The following is an 18,537-nucleotide window of genomic DNA, read 5'->3' on the forward strand; positions in this document are numbered from 1 at the left end:
TCAGCGGCGCTGGCAGCAATACAGCTCGGTGCGATAGGGCAGGGCGATCTCGGCCTGGCCGGCCAGGGCCGGGTGGGTGGCGATCAGCTCGGTGAGCGCGGCGTGCACCTTGGCGCGTTCCGGGTCGGGCAGGGCGGCAATAAAGCTGACCGATAGCACGCGGTCGACAATCACCTGCTCGGGCGCACCGCGGTGCAGATAGGGGAAGTCGACCTGTTGCAGCGCGCTAAAGCCCGGCGCCGGGAAGACCTTGCGCCAGTCACCCTTGCGGTAGCGCGGCGTGTCACCCTCATAGGGTTGCATGATCGCGCTCATCGCCGCCACCCAGTCCACCGACTCGTCACGCACATTGAACAGCAGCACCAGCCAGCCGCCCGGGCGCAGCACGCGCTCGATCTCGGCCAGCGCGGCCGGGGTGGCGAACCAATGGAAGGCAGTGGCGGCAAACACCGCGTCCAGGCTGGCATCGGGCAGCGGTATCGCCTCGGCCGTGCCATCCAGTACTCGCAAGCCGGGCAAGCTGACCAGCTTGGCGCGCATGGCGGCCACCGGTTCCAGCGCCGTCACCTGCGCGCCGCTGTCGAGCAGATAGCGGGAAAACTTGCCGGTACCGGCCCCCAGGTCGAGTACCTGCCAAGCCGGCTGCAGGCCGAGTTGCTCACCCAGCCAGGGCAGCACCGCCTGCGGATAATCGGGCCGGCCGCGCGCATAGGCATCGGCCTGTTGGGCAAAGCCGCTGGCGGCGGCCGGGTGGAGTGTATTCGTCGTACCCATCAATCCCTCATCCTTTTCATTAGCGCCGAAACGCACCGAGCAGCAGGCCGGCGCCGACAAAGGCCGCGCCAGCCGAGCGGTTGAACCAGACCATGCGGCGGCCTGCACGCAGCCAGATGGCCAGCTTGGCGCCACCGCCCGCGTACACGCACATCCAACCGGTTTCGATCAGCATGAAGCTCAGCAAAAGGATGCTGGCCTGCCCGGCCATGGGCTGGCTGCGGTCGAGGAACTGCGGAAAGAAGGCCACGCCGAACAGGATGGCTTTCGGATTGGACAGCGCCACCAGCACACCGATGCGAAAACGCGCCCAGGCGCTATCGGCATCGGGTCGGCCCTCGGTCTCGATACCCGCATCGGCGCTACGCCAGGTCTTGATGCCCAGATAGATCAGGTAGGCAGCACCCAGGTATTTGATCGCATCAAAGGCATGGCTGGACGCGAGCAGCACGGCCCCCAGGCCACCCAGCGAGATGGACAGGATGACAGCCAGACCGGCCAGCAGGCCGGCCATGGTGGTGAAGGTGCGGCTCAGGCCATGGTGGATGCCATGGGTCATGGCCAGCAGCATATTCGGGCCGGGCGTGCCCGAGATCAGGAAGACGGCAGCCACATAGGCGAGCCAGAGTTGCAGCGACATGGTGCGCTCCGCGCGGGGGTTGAGTTGGGCCGAGCCTGGACACAAAAAAGCCCCGGGGCTACCGGGGCTTTCCTGGATCGGGCCATCAGGCCTTCAGATCGGCAACCATCTGGGCCAGCTCACCGTTCTGGTACAGCTCGCTCATGATGTCCGAACCGCCGACGAATTCACCCTTGATGTAAAGCTGGGGAATGGTCGGCCAGTTGGCGAATTCCTTGATGCCCTGGCGCACTTCATCGTCGGCCAGCACATTCACGGTGGCGAACGGCACTTCCACCGCCTTCAGAATGCTGACGGCCTTGGCCGAGAAACCGCACTGCGGGAAGGTGGGCGTGCCCTTCATGTACAGCACGACCGGGTTCTCGGTAACGGTTTGGCGAATCTTTTCCTGGATATCCATGACATTTCCTTGCATGGCCGCTGCGCAACGGCCGGTTGGGCGGCATTCGCGCCGGGGTGCACGAATACTCGATCAATTCAGTCGGGAATTTTACGGCCTGCGCCTAGCTGGCCGCAAGCCGCCCGCCGCTGACCCGCTCGATATCGGCCAGGTCGGACCAGCTGCGCACCTGCTGAAAGCCCGCAGCCTGCAGCAAGGCGCGGCTGGCGGCAGCCTGATCGTAGCCATGCTCGAACAGCAGCCAGCCGCCGGGCTGCAGATGGCGCGCCGCGCCGGCAATGATCTGGCGGATATGCAGCAGGCCGTCGGCCCCATCGCTGAGCGCGCCAGCCGGCTCGAAGCGCAGATCGCCCTCGACCAGATGCGGGTCGCCCGCGGCGATATAGGGCGGATTGGAGACGATCAGATCGAAGCGCTCCTCGCCCAGTGCCGCATACCAGTTGCTGCGCGCGAAGCGTATCGGGGTCTGGTGGCGCTCGGCATTGCGCTGCGCCACGGCCAGCGCCGTCTCGGAGATATCCAGCGCATACATGGCCAGCTGCGGCCGGTGCTTGCGCAGCGACACCGGGATGATGCCCGAACCGGTACCCAGGTCGAGTGCACTGCTTGGCTCATCAAGCGGCAGGCGCTCAAGCGCCAGCTCCACCAGCAGCTCGGTTTCCGGGCGCGGAATCAGCACGGCTGGGCTGACTTCAAACTCCAGGCTGAAGAACTCGCGCAGGCCGATCAGGTAGGCGACCGGCTCGCCAGCCAGGCGACGGCGCACCAGCTCTCGGAAGGTCTCGGCTACCGCTGCGTCGAGCTCAGTCTCCGGCCAGGCCGCCTGGCGGGTACGGCTCAGGCCGCTCGCGTGTTCGAGCAAGAGGCGAGCTTCCAGCGCGGGCAGGCCGTGCTGGCGCGACTGGCTGATCAGATTGGCCACGGTCGGTTTCATGTCTTCACCATGCGCAGCGGGCCTTGGCCACCGAGCGGAACTGCTTGCGGTACAGAAAGCCCTGCACGCAGTCCACACCCAGCGCCTGAGCCAGTTCCAAGTCTTCCTGGCGTTCGATGCCCTCCAGTATGACCCGGCAACCGCATTCCTGCGCAAACGCGATCAGGTGCACGAGCGCGGCGCGGCTCTTGCTGTCGCGCGCACGCGCCAGCCATGAGCGGTCGAACTTGAACCAGTCCACTTCCATCATCACCTCGAGCGAGATCATGGAATTGGGCGCACCGATATCGTCGAGCGCCAGCCGTATGCCGTGGGCGGCGAAGCTGTGCGCGAGCCTTTGCGAGAGATGGGCATCGGACACATCGGAGTTCTCGATGATCTCCACCACAAGACCCGCGCGCTGGCGCAGCAGATTGAGCAGCGGCTCCTCGGGCTCATCCGCCGTCACCGCATAGGCATCGGGGTCAAGATTCACGAACAGCGCTTCATCGGCCGGCGCGTGCTCGAGCTGCAGGCGCTTCATATCGAACTCGACCTGGTAGAGCGAGAGCGGGCTGTGATGCAGGGCATCGAACACCGGCTTGGGCGCCAGCGCCTGGCCATCGGCCGCGTAGAAACGCGCCAGCGCCTCGTAGGCGACGATTTCGCCCGAGCGCAGTTCGACAATCGGCTGGTACTCGACCCCATAGCGCTGCGCACGCATCAGATCGATCAGCACGGTGGGGGCGATGCGTACCGGATGAATGGCGGCTTGGCGGTCGGAAATCGGTGCAAACATGGGCTGGGGCTATCGGCTTACAGCAGGAAGATGGTCGCCAGACCAAGGAAGATGAAGAAACCCATGCTATCGGTGGCCGCGGTCAGGAAGACCGAGGAGCCATAGGCCGGATCGCGGCCGAACTTGCTCATGGTCAGCGGCACGATCAGGCCGACGAAGGCCGCCACCTGCAGATTGAGGATCATGGCCGCCGCCATCACGATGCCCAGATGGACATCGCGATACAGCAGGAAGGCGATAAAACCGAGCACCCCGCCCCAGACCACGCCGTTGAGCAGCGCAATCGCATGCTCCTTGGCGATCAGGCGGCGCGCACTCGAGGCATTGATCTGGCCAAGCGCCAGGCCGCGCACCACCAGGGTGACGGTCTGGGTGCCGGTATTGCCGCCGATGCCAGACACGATGGGCATCAGCGCGGCCAGCGCCACCAGCGCCTCGATCGTGTGCTCGAACGCGCCGATCACCCGGCTGGCCAGGAAGGCAGTGCAGATATTCACCGCCAGCCAGGGCCAGCGGTTCTTGGCCGATTCCCATACGGAGCTGAACAGGTCTTCCTCTTCCTTCAGACCACCGAGGCTCAGCACTTCGGCATCGGTTTCCTCGCGGATCACGTCCACCATCATGTCCACGGTCAGCCGGCCGATCACCTTATTGGTGGAATCGACCACCGGGGCGGAAATCAGGTCGTAGCGCTCGAAGGCCAGCGCGGCCTCGCCGGCATCGTCATCCGGGTTGAAGGACACCACCTCGCGCGCCATGGCGGCGGCCACCTCGAGCTCCGGGTCGCTAACCAGCAGCTTCTTGATCGCCAGCACGCCCTTCAGGCGCTGGTCATTGTCCACCACGAACAGCTTGTCGCAGTGGTGCGGAAGTTCATCGAAGCGGCGCAGATAACGGAGCACCACCTCCAGCGTCACATCGTCGCGGATGGTGACCATATCGAAGTCCATCAGCGAACCGACCTGGTCATCGCCATAGGACAGCGCTGACTGCAGCTCGGCGCGCTCTTCCTCTTCCAGGCCGCCGATCAACGCGTGCATCACATCCTGGGGCAGGTCAGGCGCCAGGTCAGCCAGCTCGTCGGTATCGAGGTGCTCGGCCGCGGCGAGAATTTCCTCGCGGTCCATATCGGCCAGCAGCGACTCACGCACCGCGTCCGACACCTCGAGCAGCACATCGCCCTCGACCTCGGTGTGGATCAGGCCCCAGACCAGCAGGCGGTCCTCGGGTGGCAGCGACTCAAGGATGAAGGCGATATCGGCCGGGTGCTGCTGGGCCAGCTTCTGTTCGAGTTCGACCAGGTTCTGCTTGTGTACCAGCGATTCGACCAGATCATGCTTGGGCATGTCCTGCTTGTGCACGAGGCCCTCGACCAGCTTGTGCCGGGCGAGCAGGCGCTGCACCTGTTGCAGGCTTTCCTGCAGGCTTTCCTTGGGCTTGGGAGCGGCTTGAGTCATGCCGGTACCTCGTGGTGGCGGGGAGATCGGTGCACGGAGGCGTGCCAGCCCGCGTGGACAGCGGGGTTGGCGCGGTGCGAGTTTAGCATGGGCTTGGCTTGAAACCGGCCGCGGGCAACCCTATCTAGGAGCCTGTTCACGATCTTTTCACCCCAGCGCCGGGCCGGGAAAAGGACAGGTACAAGACGGACGACGCCGGTAATAACGGGTTATTGCCAAGGCGTCCAACGCAGTGCATGACCTTTTCCCGGCCCGGCCCTTCGGGTTCCGGGCATTGCCGACAGCGGCCGGCGTTACAAGCCGCTTGCGGTACCCGTACCGCGGCACGGCTTGCGTCTTGCCCGCTGCCGGCACTGCCCGGAACGCTGGGGCGAAAAGATCGTGAACAGGCTCCAAGCGTGTAAGCCGCCATATCGGCTATCCTCTGAGCATCGCCCGCGCCCCTGCCGCGCACCGGCCCACACGGCCCAGCTGCGCCGCGCCCTAGAACCGCCGCACCCGATAGGTTACGCCATGAATGTACCCCGCCTTGCCACCGCCTTGACTGGCCCCCTGCTTGATCTGGAGCGCAAGATGCTTGCCTCGCAGTGCGAAATCGAGGCCTGGTTCCGCAGCCAGTGGCTGGAGCACAGCGTGCCTTTCTATGGCTCGGTCGATCTGCGCAACTCCGGCTACAAGCTGGCGCCGGTGGACATGAATCTGTTCCCGGGCGGCTTCAACAACCTGAACCCCGACTTCACCCCGCTGTGCGTGCAGGCCGTGCAGAGTGCGCTGGAAAAAGTCTGTCCCGATGCACGCCGCCTATTGCTGATTCCGGAAAACCACACCCGCAACCAGTACTACCTGCAGAACGTGGCCGCACTGGCGCGCATCCTTAAGCTGGCCGGACTGAATATCCGTCTCGGTTCGCTAAACCCGGAAATCACCGCCCCGACCACCTTCGAGCTGCCGAATGGCGCGGTGCTGACCCTGGAGCCGATCCAGCGCATCGGCAACCGGGTCGGTTTGCCTGGCTTCGACCCCTGCGTCGTGCTGCTGAACAATGATCTATCGGCTGGCATTCCGGCCATCCTGCGCGATATCGAGCAGAACCTGCTGCCACCGCTGCATGCAGGCTGGTACACGCGGCGCAAGACCAATCACTTCGCCCAGTACGACGGTGTGGCCGAGGAATTCGCCGATCTGCTCGGCATCGACCCCTGGTATATCAACCCCTACTTCGGCCAGGTGCGCGAGCTGGACTTCCAGACCCGCGAGGGCGAGGAGCGCCTGGCGGCCGAAGTCGAGCGCGTGCTGGCGCTGACGGCGGCCAAGTACCGCGATCTGGGCATTGATGCCGCGCCGTATGCGATTGTGAAGGCCGATGCCGGCACCTATGGCATGGGCGTGATGAGCGTGAAGTCGCCTGAGGAGGTGATCGGTCTCAATCGCAAGCAGCGCAACAAGATGGCCGTGGTCAAAGAAGGTCTGGAAGTCAGCGATGTGATCGTGCAGGAAGGCGTACCGACCTTCGAGACCATCGAGGACGCGGTGGCCGAGCCAGTTGTGTACATGATGGATCGCTTCGTGGTGGGTGGTTTCTACCGCGTGCATACCGAGCGCGGCAGCGACGAGAACCTGAATGCGCCGGGCGCCTATTTCAAGCCGCTCGCCTTCGACACGCCGCTGTCCACGCCCGACTGCGATGGTAGCCCCGACTGTGCGCCGAACCGTTTCTACGCTTATGGCGTAGTGGCGCGTCTGGCACTGCTGGCCGCCTCGCGCGAGATCGAGGCCACCGAGCCGGCCAGCAGCGCGGCGCTGGCCATCTGAGCCCGCAGGCCTGAGCAGCACTGGCAGCACCCATAAGAAAACCATCCCTAGGGAGGAAAACCCATGCGCCCACTGCGCCCGCTCTTCGCTTGTCTGCTCGGTCTGCCGCTGCTACTGCAGGCCGCGCCTGCCCCTGGCGACGGCTTCCCCAAGGAGGCGCGTGTCTACTTCATCGGCCTGAAGGACGGCGATGTGTTGCCACCCACCTTCAAGGTCAAGTTCGGTCTGAAGGGCATGGGCGTGCGCAAGGCGAACGAGGACATCTTCGACCGTCGCACCGGCCACCATCACCTGCTGGTCGACCAGGGCATCGTGCCCAAGGGCGACATCATCGTGTTCAGCGAAAAGCATATCCACTATGGCAAGGGCCAGACCGAAGCCACGCTGACCCTGCCGCCCGGCCCGCATGTGCTGACCATGCAGTTTGCCGACGGCGCGCATATCTCCTACGGCCCACAGCTGGCTGCCAGCGTGCGCGTGGTGGTGGAAGCCGCCGCGCCTGCGGCCCAGCCGGCCGGCAAACCCTGACCTGTCGTCGCCCGCCGCTTGGCGTCCGAGGGGGGCCTGCTTCTATGCTTAGGCGGTGTCGCCGCCGCACGGCGAACGCAACCGCCCACTAAGCCTGCGGCCTGTCCGCGCGGCTTGCTAGCCCAGGAGTGATGCCATGACGCTGGAAGAGATTTTCGACAAAGCCGCCGGGCGCCTGCCCATGGTGCCCAAGGTGGTGCAGGAGCTGCTGGCCAGCTTCGAGCGCGCCGATACCAATGTGGACCAGATCGTCGAGCAGGTCTCGCACGATCAGGTGCTGTCGGCCAAGGTGCTGCGCCTGGCCAATAGCAGCCGACTCAGCGCCGGCAAGGCCGTCAGCAATATCGACGATGCGGTGGTCAGGCTGGGTTTCGATCATCTGCGCCTCTTGGTGGTGTCGTCCGGCATGTCGGGCATGCAGGTGGCCAGCCCGAGCTTTGATCGCAAGACCTTCTGGCTGCACAGTTTCAAGACCGGCAACCTGGCCCGCCTGACCGCCAAGCTGGCCGGGCTGGATGGCAATACCGCCTATACCTGCGGCCTACTGCACAATATCGGCGAGCTGCTCATCCATATCGCGGCACCAAATGAGATGGCCAAGATTGACCGCATGGTGGTGGCCGGCACCGACCGCGCCCAGGTGGAAAATATGGTGCTTGGGGTGGACCTGGCCATGGTGGGGGGCGAGCTGGCGCGGCGCTGGCAGTTTCCAGTCGAGATTCAGCGCGCGATTGCCCAGCACCCGAACCCGGCCGCGCACGAGCAGTTTGAACCCTATGCCGGCGTGGTCGCGCTGGCCAATCTGCTGGCCGCCCAGTTCGATGCCGGGCTGAGCGACGCCGAGATTGCCGAAATGCTGCCGGCCAAGCTGCTCGATAAGCTCGGCATCAGCCCCGACAATATGATCAAGGAATTGCCCAAGGCCCGCGCCAGCTGCGATGGCCTGCAGGAATTGCTCTAATCCCTCCCGCGGCGAGGCTGCGCGCCTCGCCCCCGCTCAACCCCAAGCAAAGCCACCATGCATATCGCCTTCCTCGCTGACCCGCTGCATAGCTTCAAGACCTATAAGGATTCCACCTTTGCCATGATGCGCGAGGCCGCCGCGCGCGGGCATGTGCTGCATGCCTTTGAGCAGCGCGATATGCGCGTGTTGGCCGGGCGGGTGCTGGCAGACAGCCGGCGCATCACGCTGACGGGCGACGCCAAGGACTGGTTCAGCGCCGCTCCGGTCGAGACGCGCGAGCTGGCCAGCTTCGATGCGGTGATCATGCGCAAGGACCCGCCCTTTGACAGCGAATACCTGTACGCCACCCATCTGCTCGAACATGCCGAACGCCAGGGTGCGCGCGTGTTCAACAAACCGCGCGCGCTGCGCGATTACAACGAGAAGCTGGCCATCCTGCGCTTCGCGCAGTTCACCACGCCCACCCTGATCAGTAGCCAGGCAGCCGATATCCGGGTCTTTCTGCACGAGCAGGGTGACATCATCCTCAAGCCGCTCGATGGCATGGGCGGCGCCGGCATCTTCCGCCTGCGCCCCGAGGACCCGAATATCGGCGCCATCCTGGAAACCCAGACCCTGCACGGCCAGGTCACCCTGATGGCGCAGCGCTATCTGCCAGCCATCAAGGATGGCGACAAGCGCGTGCTGCTTATTGCCGGCAAGCCGGTTGACTGGTGTCTGGCGCGCATTCCCATGCAGGGCGAGACGCGCGGTAATCTGGCCGCCGGCGGCACTGGCGTGGCGCGCCCGCTCAGTGCGCGCGACCGTGAGATCGCCGAGACGCTGGGGCCGCAGCTGGCCGCGGAAGGACTGTTGCTGGTAGGCCTCGATGTGATCGGCGAGCATCTGACCGAGGTCAATGTCACCAGCCCGACCTGCTTCCAGGAAATCAGCCAGCAAGCGGGCATCAATGTGGCCGGCCTGTTTATCGATGCACTCGAAGCCGCGCTGAGTTAGGAATATATTCCCGCCGATACCGGTTTACGCGCTGCACAAGGACAGATTACGCAGGCCTGACTGTTAGAATCGCCAGCAACGCTGTCTCTTGAGTTCGATCATGGTTGGAATCCTGCTTCTTACGCATTATGGCCTGGGCGAAAGCTTGGCCGAGTGTGCGGCGCATGTGCTGAGCCGCCCGCTGCCCCAGCTACGCTATCTGCCCGTGTACCGCCAGGACGACCCCGACGAAGTGCTGGAGCGCGCGCGCGCCATGTTGCGCGAGATCGACACCGGCCATGGTGTGCTGGTGCTATCGGATATCTACGGCGGCACGCCATCGAATATCGCGTATCGGCTGATCGAACCAGGCCGCGTGGAAGCCGTGGCCGGCATCAACCTGCCCATGCTGGTGCGCAGCCTCAACTACTCGCACGAAGCGCTGGAGGTGGTGGTCAGCAAGGCTGTTACCGGTGGGCTGGAAGGCGTGATGTATATGCTGCCACCCAGCACAAACCCGATTGGATAAGGACCGTCATGCAACAGCAAGAAGTCGAAATCATCAATAAGCTGGGCCTGCATGCACGGGCCTCCAGCAAGCTGACCCAGCTGGCCAGTCGCTTCCAGTGCGAAGTCTGGCTCAGCCGCAATGGCAAGCGCGTCAATGCCAAGTCCATCATGGGCGTGATGATGCTGGCCGCCGCCAAGGGGAGCCGCATCAGCATCGAAACCAATGGCGCCGATGAGGCCGCCGCCCTGGCCGCGATCGTCGAGCTGATCGCCAATCGTTTTGACGAGTCGGAATAAAAGGTCCGCGCCATGACCATTACCCTGCACGGCATCGGCATTGGCGGCGGCATCGCCATCGGCCGCGCCCATCTGGTCAGCCACACCGATCTGGAAGTCGCGCACTACGAGATCACCGAGGCGGAAGTGCCGGGCGAAATTGCCCGCTTCGATGCGGCCGTGCGTGCCACCCGCAAGGAGCTGGAGCTGCTGTGGGGCAGTATTCCCGAGAATGCGCCCACCGAGCTGGGCGCCTTCCTCAGCCTGCATGTGATGCTGCTCAACGATCACACCATTGCCCGCGAGCCGCGCGACATCATCACCGAGCAGCGCTGCAATGCCGAGTGGGCGCTCAAGCTGCAGCAGGACCGCCTGCTCGAGCAGTTCGATGTGATCGAGGAAGAATACCTGCGCGAGCGGCGCACCGACGTGATCCAGGTGGTCGAGCGCGTGTTCAAGGCCCTGGCCGGGCAGGGCGGTGGCCAGTATGTGCCGCCGGACGACAGCCGCGAACGCATCCTGATCGCGCATGATCTGAGCCCGGCCGATATGGTCTTGTTCAAGGAGGCGCAGTTCGCTGCCTTCCTGACTGATGTGGGTGGCCCGACCTCGCATACCGCCATCCTGGCGCGCAGTCTGAACATCCCCTCGGTGCTGGCCCTGCACAATGCACGCCAGCTAATCCGCGAGGACGAAACCCTGATCGTGGACGGCACGGCCGGCGTCGCCATCATCGACCCGAGCGAGACCATCCTCACCGAGTACCGCAAGCGCCAGGCCAGCCATGTGGCCGATCGCAAGCGCCTGCAGCGGTTGAAGACCACGGCCGCCACCACGATAGATGGCTCCAGCATCACGCTGCTGGCCAATATCGAAACCCCGGGCGACCTCGAGCAGGTGCGTGCCAATGGCGCGAGTGGCATCGGCCTGTATCGCTCCGAATTTCTCTTCCTCGGCCGCGACGACCTGCCCGACGAGGACGAGCAGTACGAGGCCTACAAGCAGGTGGTGGAAGGTATGAAGGGCCTGCCGGTCACCATACGCACGGTGGATCTGGGGCGCGACAAGATGCCCAAATGGGCTGACGAGGAAGCGCAGTCCGCGCCCAACCCAGCCCTGGGCCTGACCGGTGTGCGTCTGTGCCTGGCCGAACCGATTCTATTCCGCACCCAGCTGCGCGCGCTGCTGCGTGCCGGCGCGCACGGCAAGCTCAAGCTGCTGGTGCCGATGCTGGCCAGCGTATCGGAAGTGAACCAGGTGCTGTTCCACGTGGAGCAGGCCAAGGAAAGCCTGCGTGAAGATGGCCTGCCTTTCGGAGCCGACGTGGAAGTGGGCGGCATGATCGAAGTACCGGGCGCGGCGCTGACCATTACCCACTTTCTCGAACGCCTCGACTTTGTCTCGATCGGCACCAATGACCTGATCCAGTACACGCTGGCCGTGGACCGTGGCGATGACTCGGTCAGCCATCTGTACGACCCCTTCCACCCGGCCGTGCTGCACCTGATCGCCCATGTGATCCGCTCGGCCGACCGCATGGGCGTGCCGGTATCGGTGTGCGGCGAAATGGCCGGCGATGTGCGCCTGACCCGCCTGCTGCTGGCCCTGGGCCTGCGCAGTTTCTCCATGCACCCGGCACAGATGCTGAACGTGAAGCAGGTGATCCTGAAAAGCGACCTCAAGCGCCTAAGCCCGCTGGCCGAGGAAATCAGCCTGGCACCCGATGCGGATCGGGTGCGCGAATTACTGCTCAGCGCAGGCGAGTAGATCGCAAAAAAAGCCGGTATCTCACCGGCTTTTTTTGTGCGTGCGAATCAGTTGTACAACCACTGGCCTTTGCTGCGTTCCATATGCAGGGTTTGCTGATAGCGCGCCAGCTCCGCATCACGCCAAGCTCGCTGGCGACTACGCCGCGCATGCTGGAAGCGCTTGCGCTGCAACCAGTTGAAACCAAGCTTGCTGTACACGTAACGGTGATGGCCAAGCTCCTTGACGTTCTGTTCCTGCTTGAGTGCCTTTTGGGTGATGGAACCGAAATGATGGAGCAGTGCGGCGCCAACCGTACCGACCCGAATACCCGCGCGCGTGCAGCGCACCAGATATTCCATGTCCTCAGCACCGGCCAGCTGCCGGTCGGTATCGGGAAAGCCCACGCGCAAGAACACATCGCGATGCACGATGAAGCACACCCCGTGGAACCAGCCTTCCCGCACCACTTCGGCCATCTTGCTCAGATAGTCGGCAGTGAATCCGGCATGCGGGTAATCAAGCTCGCCTTCGACCATCGCCGGACTGACCACGGCCAAACCCAGTTGCTCGGCACGCGCGATGCTAGCCGCAATGGCATTGTGCTCGACCACGATATCGTTATTGAGCAGCACTACCCACTCGGCCTCACTGAGCAGTGCGCCCTGGGTCCAGGCGCCACCGCAGCCAAGGTTGACCGGGTTACGCAGTGAGGGAATTTCAGGGTGGCTAGCTAGGTAGGACGGTGTCTCGTCGCTACTGCCATTGTCGATTACCAGCAGGGTCTCGGCGGGCACGCCCTGGGCCAATAGGGACTCGATACACTGGCGCGTGTAGTGAAGCTGGTTCAGCACGGGGATAACGATGCGATATTTCATGATGCCCTTCCGGCTCAGTCCACCAGGACGTAGTGCTTCTTGGTCAGATCCCGGCCCAGCCAGCGCTCCAGCACCATCATGCGGCGGTGGCGGCGTTCACGTTTGCTCAGCTGGTAGCTCGGGTCGGGCGTGAAGCTCGCTTCAGCGTAGTCCTTCAGCCATTGCTGCACGCCGGCCGGATGGCGGCCCTTGAACGGTTGCAGGATGCTGGCGTCGATCTGGTTGTAACGATGCGGCTTGGCCTCATGCTTCCAGTATTTGGAAACCTGGCGGTTCTTCTCATTCATCTTTTCGGCCGAACGCACATGGCCGTAGTGATAGAGCGGGCAGCCAGCCAGTGCAGCGCGTGGGTAGCGGCCACGCTTATTCTTGTCCATCACCACCCAGAACAGGCCATCGGGCGCCCAGCTGCGGATGGTATTGCGGATCACGCGCGGGGCGCGCCGGTACCAGGCCGGGCTTTGTGCGACAAGGTCAGGGCAGCCGTAGAAATGCAGGTAATCGAAGGCCAGTGCCTCAACTTCAGGGTTGTGCAGATGCTTTTCCATCGCAGCACGAATCTTGGGCGCGTCGTCCTCGTGGATGATCTCGTCACCCTCGAGGTAGAAGGCCCAATCGCCGCTGCAATTGAACTGGGCAATCATCTTCTGCTGGGCGTAGACATAACCGCGGTCGGTCATCTTCTCGTTCCAGGTGGTGTCGATGATGCGGATACGTGGGTCGCCAATGCCCTCCACCAGGGCACGAGTATTGTCCTCGCCCTGGCCAAGCGCCACGATCACTTCATCGCACACCAGCAGCAGACTCTTCAGGCTTTCCACGAAGGGGTAGCCGAGCACCTCACCATTACGCAGGAAGGTGAAGCCGCTGACTTTCATGGCGGTCTGGGTCTCGCTCATCAGATATCTCCCTCGGCCAGATTGCCGTTTTCTTCCAGCCAGGCGCGCCGGCTGCTTGCTTCGCCCTTGCCCATCAGCATGGTCATGATGCGGCGCGTATCGTCCTCAATCGCGTCGAAGTCGATCTGCAGCGTGCGGCGCGTGTCGGGGTTCATGGTGGTTTCAAACAGCTGCTCGGCATTCATTTCACCCAGACCCTTGAAGCGGCTGATGCTCCAACTACCTTCGCGCACCTTTTCCAGGCGCAGCTTGTCCAGGATCGCCTCCTGCTCGCCATCGTCAAGCGCATAGAACTTGCGTGGTGGCTTGCTCTTGCCGCTGCCGGGCACATCGATACGGTAAAGCGGCGGCTGGGCGATGTGGATGTGGCCGTTCTTCACCAACTGTGGGAAATGGCGGCAGAACAGGGTCAGCAGCAGCACCTGGATGTGCGAGCCGTCCACATCGGCGTCGGACATGATCAGGATCTTGCCGTAGCGCAGGCCACTGAGGTCGGCCGGGCCGTCGAGCTTGTGTGGGTCGACCCCGATGGCCACAGCGATATCGTGGATCTCGTTATTGCCAAACAGCTCGCCCTGGTCGACTTCCCAGCTATTGAGCACCTTGCCGCGCAGCGGCAGGATGGCCTGGAAGTCCTTATCGCGGCCCTGCTTGGCGCTGCCGCCGGCCGAGTCGCCCTCGACCAGGAACAGCTCGCGCCGGCTCACGTCGTCGCTGGTGCAATCGGTCAGCTTGCCCGGTAGCACGGCCACGCCGCTGCTCTTTTTCTTCACCACCGTCTTGGCCGCCTTCATGCGGCTTTGCGCTTGGCGGATGGCTAGCTCGGCCAACTTCTTGCCGTAGTCGAGATGCTCGTTCAGCCACAGCTCGAAAGGATCGCGCACCTGGGTGGACACCAGGCGCAGCGCATCGCGGCTCGACAGCCGCTCCTTGGTCTGGCCCTGGAATTGCGGATCAAGCACCTTGGCGCTGAGCACGAAGCTGGCGCGGGCGAACAGGTCTTCCGGCAGCAGTTTGACGCCCTTGGGCAAGAGATTGTGCAGATCGATAAAGCTCTTCACCGCATTGAACACGCCGTCGCGCAGGCCGGTTTCATGCGTGCCGCCCGAAGGTGTCGGAATCAGGTTCACATAGGATTCGCGCGCGATGCCGCCTTCCTCGGTCCAGGTAATCACCCAAGCTGCCCCCTCACCCTTGGAAAAGCTGTCGCTCTCCTCGCTGATATAGCGCTCACCGCGGAACAGCGGCACGATCAGCTCGGCATCCACCAGCTGCTCGCTCAGATAACCAGCCAGACCATCCGGATAGGTCCAGGTCTGCACATCGCGGCTGCCATCCTTCTTCTCCACCGTCAGGCTGACCGAGATGCCAGGTAGCAGCACGGCCTTGGAACGCAGGATATGGGTGAGCTCGCCCATGGGGATATGCGGCGAATCGAAGTACTTGGGGTCGGGCCAGCAGCGCACCGTGGTGCCGGTATTCTTCTTGCCCACTTCCTTGAGCTGCACCAGCGGCTCGATCACGAAACCATCGCCGAAGGCCAGCGCATGCTCGGCGCCATCGCGCTTCACGCGCACTTCCAGGCGGGTGGACAGCGCATTGGTCACGCTCACGCCCACACCGTGCAGGCCGCCCGAGAAGCTATAGGCGCCGCCATCTTTCTTATTGAACTTACCTCCGGCGTGTAGCTGGGTGAACACCACCTCGACCGTGGGGACACCCATTTCCGGGTGGATGCCCACCGGAATGCCGCGGCCGTCATCGGCCACGCTGATCGAGCCGTCCTGATAGACCACCACATCGATCTGCTTCGCATTGCCGGCCAAGGCTTCGTCGGCGGCGTTATCGATGACTTCCTGAACGATATGAAGCGGATTTTCGGTGCGGGTGTACATGCCTGGCCGGTGCTTCACCGGTTCCAGGCCCTTGAGCACCTTGACGGAGGATTCGTCGTATTGCGGGGCGGTGGCCATCTTAGGTATTTCCTTGCTGCAGATGGCGCGGAGTCTAGAGGGCTGCCGGGTAGGGGGCAAGCCAGCTAGTCGGCGGCAGGCGCGCGCCGGTCCGCATCACCGGTACAGAGGCCAAGTCGGGCAGGGAAATTTATGGAGAAAGTGATTTTTGTAGTTTACATACCAAAGCGGTTTGGATTACGATCCAAACCGCTTTGGTTAGATAGCTACGTTTTGGGCTGTACTTGTCCTTCCTTTCGGGCCAGCGGGCGGCAGATTTTCAGCTCACATATCTCGGCCCTGATCGGCACCATAGCCAATCTGAAATAAAGCTAAGTTATTGTTTACAGGTAGTTTCGCCATGCAAGCATGGTGAGTCACCTAGCGCAGGTGTTGGTGCAACTGTCCTGGCTCAGGGCCGCGCAGCTGCCTGATCGGCACTTCGTAGTAAAGTTTCTGGAAGTCGACGCAAACGGCTTCCGCGGGTTCACTCCTCTCTGGCGCGGTTCGCTGGCTGGTTCACCTCAGCTCGCTCCGCGCCTATTTTTTTGCATCGATGCGACGTGCCCCGCCAGCGAACGTGACCCGGGCAGGGCTCCCGCGGTTTAATAGCGCCTCCTAGCACCGTCTTGCAAAGACCCGGAGCAGCTAAACGGGCGACACGGCTGTCCTTCCCCGCACGCCAAGAAACCGCGATGGATCTGAAAGCACTTTCCGCCAGCCTCAACCTCTCCATGACCACGGTCAGCCGCGCGCTGAATGGTTACTCCGATGTCAGTGAAAAGACCCGCCAGCGCGTGATCGAAGCGGCACGCACGCTCGGCTATCAACCGAACTCGGTCGCGCGCAATCTGGCCCTCGGCCGCGCCAACGCCATCGGTATCGTCTACCCGCTCGAAGCCGGCGATGTGGCCGATCCGCGCTTTCTGGAAGTGGTGAGTGGGATTACCGAGGGCCTCGCGCCGGCCAATATCGATCTGCTGATCGCCTCGGCCAGCCATAAGGGCGAGCTGGACAGCTATGACCGCATGATCCATAGCCGCCGCGTCGATGGCTTTATCGTCGCGCGCACCCTGGTTCAGGACGAACGTATCGACTACCTGCGCCAGGCCGGCGTGCCCTTCCTCGCCTATGGCCGCACGGCGAAGAGCGACGACTATCCGTGGTTCGACTTCGATAATGAGGCGGGCAGCGTGCTGGCGGTGGAAAGGCTGGTCCGGCTCGGCCATCGCCATATCGCCTATATCCACGCCTCACTGCATTACAACTTCGCGCATCAGCGCCACGCTGGCTATCTGCGTGGCATGCACGATGCCGGTATTGCGCCACAGACCGACTGGCTGCTGCAGGCCGGCCTGGCGCGCTGCAGCGGCTATGCCGCGATGGAGCAGCTGCTGGCCCGCCCGGTCTTGCCTACCGCCGTCATCGTGGACAACAACCTGGCCGGGGTGGGCGCCGTCCAGGCACTGATCGACCGCGGCATCGTAATGGGGCGCGATATCTCGGTCATCGTCTATGACGGCATCCCACCCGACACCCTGCTGATGGGGCGACAGATCACCTCCATCATCCAGCCCACCCAACAGCGTACCGGCGAGCGCATGGCCACGCTGATCCAGCAGGTGATCGCCAATGCCATGCCGTTGAGCGAGCTGCAGATGCTCTGCCAGCCCGAGCTGCTGCCCGGCGATACGGACGGCCCCTGCCCACGGCACTAGCCCATAAAAAAAGTCGGCGCATGCGTTCCCGCATGCGCCGGCTTTCCTTTCGATACGCCATCTCAGGAACTGGCGGCGCTACAACGCCCAGCGGCCGCGTCTTCGGCCGAGCAAAGCGCCTTGCCCTGCAGCAGATCCACATGCTGCTGAGCCTCATCCACGTCCTTGCCGTATTCCTTTAGATAGCGCTCGCGCTCCTCGCTCGTCCACTCCGCACTGGAAAACACCCCCGGCGCATAGCGCTTGCTGGTGTACACGCGCCCGACCAGGCGTGGCAGCATGGCGCGATCAGGCGTCACATTTTCCTTGAGCAGGAAAGCATCCACATCGCGCAGGCTGAGCGGAAAGGCCGGCGCCTCATCACGGATCAGCTTACCGAACAGGCTGAGCTTGATGGCCTGCTTACCCACTGGCAGCAGATCATTGAAGCTGAGCAAGGCGAAGGGTTTGCCATTCGCATCGTCCAGGCGCGCACTGACCAGATAACGACCCGGCTGGCGCACCTCGGCCTGCAGATAGAAATTCAGCGAGCCGGCTTCCACCGTATCCACGATCTGCCCAGTCCAGCTGGCCGGTGGCTCGGCGGTATAGAAGATGTCGAACACATGAAAGCCATCGCGCTCGCCCACCCGGTAGTGCACCTCCAAGCGGATCGGCCCATCGAAGCTGCTGAATACCGACATGCTGGGCACCAGTAGCGCCGACAGCATGCCATCCGCGGCCGTCATATCGCCGGCCACGCCCTTGTCGGCAAAGCTGAGCGGCATCTGCGGCAGGGGGCCGCGCACCGCGCTACCGGGCAGGCCTTGGGCAGTGGCACGCATCACCTGCAGCGGCAGTACTGCGCCATTCGCATCGCGCGCCTGCAGACTGAAGCTGACGGTTTCGCCACCCGCCACAAACACGCGGCTTTGCGCCGTGCGCAGCAGTACGGTCGGGTCAACTTCGCCGCTCGCGCTATGCAGCGCACGTTCTTCTTCTATGGGGCGATTCGGATAGGTCTGGTCGGCATGCTCGGCAATCGGGCGCGACTCATGCGGATAGCGCGTACCAGCCTGATAGCTGGCCAGGGTAGTGCGCGCACGTTCGAGGCGTTCCTGCCACAGCGCCAACTGCCGGGCGCGCTCGGCCGGGTCGAGCATTGGACTGGCCGGTGCAGCCTGGGCGGCCAGCATTTGCATGCCAGCGTGCATCGAGGCGGGTGTTGTCGCGGCAGTGCTGGCACTAGAGGCGGCGGCAGCCTGTGCATCCGGCCACCACCACCAGCCCAGCCCGGCGATCAAGAGGCCCGCACAG

General features: G+C 63.6%; 18 protein-coding genes. 8 read left to right on the forward strand and 10 right to left on the reverse strand.

The window, feature by feature from the left end:
- The 6 genes from BT173_RS01035 to mgtE all read right to left on the reverse strand — a co-directional run bounded on the left by BT173_RS01035 (nt 1) and on the right by mgtE (nt 4,983).
- The gene (locus BT173_RS01035; RefSeq protein ID WP_072426756.1) at nt 1–774 is read right to left on the reverse strand and encodes a class I SAM-dependent methyltransferase; all 774 of its coding nucleotides are present in this window, start codon (nt 772–774) and stop codon (nt 1–3) included.
- 19 nt (nt 775–793) lie between these two features.
- Nucleotides 794–1,414: a LysE family translocator gene (locus BT173_RS01040; RefSeq protein WP_072426757.1), complete on the reverse strand. Its 621-nt coding sequence runs from the start codon at nt 1,412–1,414 to the stop codon at nt 794–796.
- An 85-nt stretch (nt 1,415–1,499) separates the two neighbouring features.
- Entirely contained in the window at nt 1,500–1,814 is a 315-nt protein-coding gene (gene grxD / locus BT173_RS01045; protein WP_072426758.1) for a Grx4 family monothiol glutaredoxin, read from the reverse strand.
- Between the two features lie 103 nt (nt 1,815–1,917).
- Nucleotides 1,918–2,748, reverse strand: a complete 831-nt coding sequence (gene prmC / locus BT173_RS01050; protein ID WP_072426759.1) for a peptide chain release factor N(5)-glutamine methyltransferase — start codon at nt 2,746–2,748, stop codon at nt 1,918–1,920.
- A 4-nt stretch (nt 2,749–2,752) separates the two neighbouring features.
- Nucleotides 2,753–3,526 carry an EAL domain-containing protein gene (locus BT173_RS01055; RefSeq protein WP_072426760.1) on the reverse strand — a complete coding sequence of 258 codons (774 nt, stop codon included), beginning with the start codon at nt 3,524–3,526 and terminating at the stop codon, nt 2,753–2,755.
- Nucleotides 3,527–3,543: 17 nt separating this feature from the next.
- On the reverse strand, nt 3,544–4,983 hold the full coding sequence (mgtE, locus tag BT173_RS01060) for a magnesium transporter (RefSeq protein WP_072426761.1): 1,440 nt from the start codon (nt 4,981–4,983) through the stop codon (nt 3,544–3,546).
- A 513-nt stretch (nt 4,984–5,496) separates the two neighbouring features.
- Here mgtE and gshA point away from each other — a divergent pair.
- The 7 genes from gshA to ptsP all read left to right on the forward strand — a co-directional run bounded on the left by gshA (nt 5,497) and on the right by ptsP (nt 11,815).
- Nucleotides 5,497–6,795: a glutamate--cysteine ligase gene (gshA, locus tag BT173_RS01065; protein WP_072426762.1), complete on the forward strand. Its 1,299-nt coding sequence runs from the start codon at nt 5,497–5,499 to the stop codon at nt 6,793–6,795.
- Between the two features lie 63 nt (nt 6,796–6,858).
- A complete protein-coding gene (locus BT173_RS01070; RefSeq protein WP_072426763.1) occupies nt 6,859–7,323 on the forward strand; it encodes a DUF4399 domain-containing protein in 465 nt (154 codons plus the stop codon).
- A gap of 136 nt (nt 7,324–7,459) precedes the next feature.
- The gene (locus BT173_RS01075; protein WP_072426764.1) at nt 7,460–8,284 is read left to right on the forward strand and encodes an HDOD domain-containing protein; all 825 of its coding nucleotides are present in this window, start codon (nt 7,460–7,462) and stop codon (nt 8,282–8,284) included.
- Nucleotides 8,285–8,341: 57 nt separating this feature from the next.
- Entirely contained in the window at nt 8,342–9,283 is a 942-nt protein-coding gene (gene gshB, locus BT173_RS01080) for a glutathione synthase (RefSeq protein ID WP_072426765.1), read from the forward strand.
- Nucleotides 9,284–9,383: 100 nt separating this feature from the next.
- Nucleotides 9,384–9,791, forward strand: coding sequence for a PTS sugar transporter subunit IIA (locus BT173_RS01085; RefSeq protein ID WP_072426766.1), 408 nt, complete (start codon nt 9,384–9,386; stop codon nt 9,789–9,791).
- Between the two features lie 8 nt (nt 9,792–9,799).
- Nucleotides 9,800–10,069 (forward strand): HPr family phosphocarrier protein, encoded by a 270-nt coding sequence (locus BT173_RS01090; RefSeq protein WP_072426767.1) that lies wholly within the window; start codon nt 9,800–9,802, stop codon nt 10,067–10,069.
- A gap of 12 nt (nt 10,070–10,081) precedes the next feature.
- The gene (ptsP, locus tag BT173_RS01095) at nt 10,082–11,815 is read left to right on the forward strand and encodes a phosphoenolpyruvate--protein phosphotransferase (RefSeq protein ID WP_072426768.1); all 1,734 of its coding nucleotides are present in this window, start codon (nt 10,082–10,084) and stop codon (nt 11,813–11,815) included.
- A gap of 47 nt (nt 11,816–11,862) precedes the next feature.
- Here ptsP and BT173_RS01100 read toward each other — a convergent pair whose 3' ends face one another.
- Genes BT173_RS01100 through parE form a run of 3 tightly spaced genes read right to left on the reverse strand, consistent with a single transcriptional unit; the run spans nt 11,863 to nt 15,544 of the window.
- On the reverse strand, nt 11,863–12,672 hold the full coding sequence (locus tag BT173_RS01100) for a glycosyltransferase family 2 protein (RefSeq protein WP_072426769.1): 810 nt from the start codon (nt 12,670–12,672) through the stop codon (nt 11,863–11,865).
- A gap of 14 nt (nt 12,673–12,686) precedes the next feature.
- Nucleotides 12,687–13,571, reverse strand: a complete 885-nt coding sequence (locus tag BT173_RS01105) for a glycosyltransferase family protein (RefSeq protein WP_217651374.1) — start codon at nt 13,569–13,571, stop codon at nt 12,687–12,689.
- On the reverse strand, nt 13,571–15,544 hold the full coding sequence (gene parE / locus BT173_RS01110; protein ID WP_072426770.1) for a DNA topoisomerase IV subunit B: 1,974 nt from the start codon (nt 15,542–15,544) through the stop codon (nt 13,571–13,573). Before parE ends, BT173_RS01105 begins: the two co-directional genes overlap by 1 nt.
- A gap of 674 nt (nt 15,545–16,218) precedes the next feature.
- On the opposite strand from parE, the gene BT173_RS01115 reads away from it, so the two are divergent.
- On the forward strand, nt 16,219–17,241 hold the full coding sequence (locus BT173_RS01115; protein ID WP_072426771.1) for a substrate-binding domain-containing protein: 1,023 nt from the start codon (nt 16,219–16,221) through the stop codon (nt 17,239–17,241).
- A 62-nt stretch (nt 17,242–17,303) separates the two neighbouring features.
- On the opposite strand, the gene BT173_RS01120 is transcribed toward BT173_RS01115, so the two are convergent.
- Nucleotides 17,304–18,422: a hypothetical protein gene (locus BT173_RS01120; RefSeq protein WP_139255986.1), complete on the reverse strand. Its 1,119-nt coding sequence runs from the start codon at nt 18,420–18,422 to the stop codon at nt 17,304–17,306.
- Between the last annotated feature and the right edge of the window lie 115 nt (nt 18,423–18,537).

It is taken from the genome of Chitinimonas taiwanensis DSM 18899, from assembly GCF_900119825.1.
GTDB lineage: Bacteria > Pseudomonadota > Gammaproteobacteria > Burkholderiales > Chitinimonadaceae > Chitinimonas > Chitinimonas taiwanensis.

What these genes read in the sequence shown, in the direction of transcription:
- BT173_RS01035 (WP_072426756.1), bottom strand. Translation starts at nt 774, where the DNA reads ATGGGTACGACGAATACACTCCACCCGGCCGCCGCCAGCGGCTTTGCC.
- BT173_RS01040 (WP_072426757.1), bottom strand. Translation starts at nt 1,414, where the DNA reads ATGTCGCTGCAACTCTGGCTCGCCTATGTGGCTGCCGTCTTCCTGATC.
- grxD (WP_072426758.1), bottom strand. Translation starts at nt 1,814, where the DNA reads ATGGATATCCAGGAAAAGATTCGCCAAACCGTTACCGAGAACCCGGTC.
- prmC (WP_072426759.1), bottom strand. Translation starts at nt 2,748, where the DNA reads ATGAAACCGACCGTGGCCAATCTGATCAGCCAGTCGCGCCAGCACGGC.
- BT173_RS01055 (WP_072426760.1), bottom strand. Translation starts at nt 3,526, where the DNA reads ATGTTTGCACCGATTTCCGACCGCCAAGCCGCCATTCATCCGGTACGC.
- mgtE (WP_072426761.1), bottom strand. Translation starts at nt 4,983, where the DNA reads ATGACTCAAGCCGCTCCCAAGCCCAAGGAAAGCCTGCAGGAAAGCCTG.
- gshA (WP_072426762.1), top strand. Translation starts at nt 5,497, where the DNA reads ATGAATGTACCCCGCCTTGCCACCGCCTTGACTGGCCCCCTGCTTGAT.
- BT173_RS01070 (WP_072426763.1), top strand. Translation starts at nt 6,859, where the DNA reads ATGCGCCCACTGCGCCCGCTCTTCGCTTGTCTGCTCGGTCTGCCGCTG.
- BT173_RS01075 (WP_072426764.1), top strand. Translation starts at nt 7,460, where the DNA reads ATGACGCTGGAAGAGATTTTCGACAAAGCCGCCGGGCGCCTGCCCATG.
- gshB (WP_072426765.1), top strand. Translation starts at nt 8,342, where the DNA reads ATGCATATCGCCTTCCTCGCTGACCCGCTGCATAGCTTCAAGACCTAT.
- BT173_RS01085 (WP_072426766.1), top strand. Translation starts at nt 9,384, where the DNA reads ATGGTTGGAATCCTGCTTCTTACGCATTATGGCCTGGGCGAAAGCTTG.
- BT173_RS01090 (WP_072426767.1), top strand. Translation starts at nt 9,800, where the DNA reads ATGCAACAGCAAGAAGTCGAAATCATCAATAAGCTGGGCCTGCATGCA.
- ptsP (WP_072426768.1), top strand. Translation starts at nt 10,082, where the DNA reads ATGACCATTACCCTGCACGGCATCGGCATTGGCGGCGGCATCGCCATC.
- BT173_RS01100 (WP_072426769.1), bottom strand. Translation starts at nt 12,672, where the DNA reads ATGAAATATCGCATCGTTATCCCCGTGCTGAACCAGCTTCACTACACG.
- BT173_RS01105 (WP_217651374.1), bottom strand. Translation starts at nt 13,571, where the DNA reads ATGAGCGAGACCCAGACCGCCATGAAAGTCAGCGGCTTCACCTTCCTG.
- parE (WP_072426770.1), bottom strand. Translation starts at nt 15,544, where the DNA reads ATGGCCACCGCCCCGCAATACGACGAATCCTCCGTCAAGGTGCTCAAG.
- BT173_RS01115 (WP_072426771.1), top strand. Translation starts at nt 16,219, where the DNA reads ATGGATCTGAAAGCACTTTCCGCCAGCCTCAACCTCTCCATGACCACG.
- BT173_RS01120 (WP_139255986.1), bottom strand. Translation starts at nt 18,422, where the DNA reads ATGCAAATGCTGGCCGCCCAGGCTGCACCGGCCAGTCCAATGCTCGAC.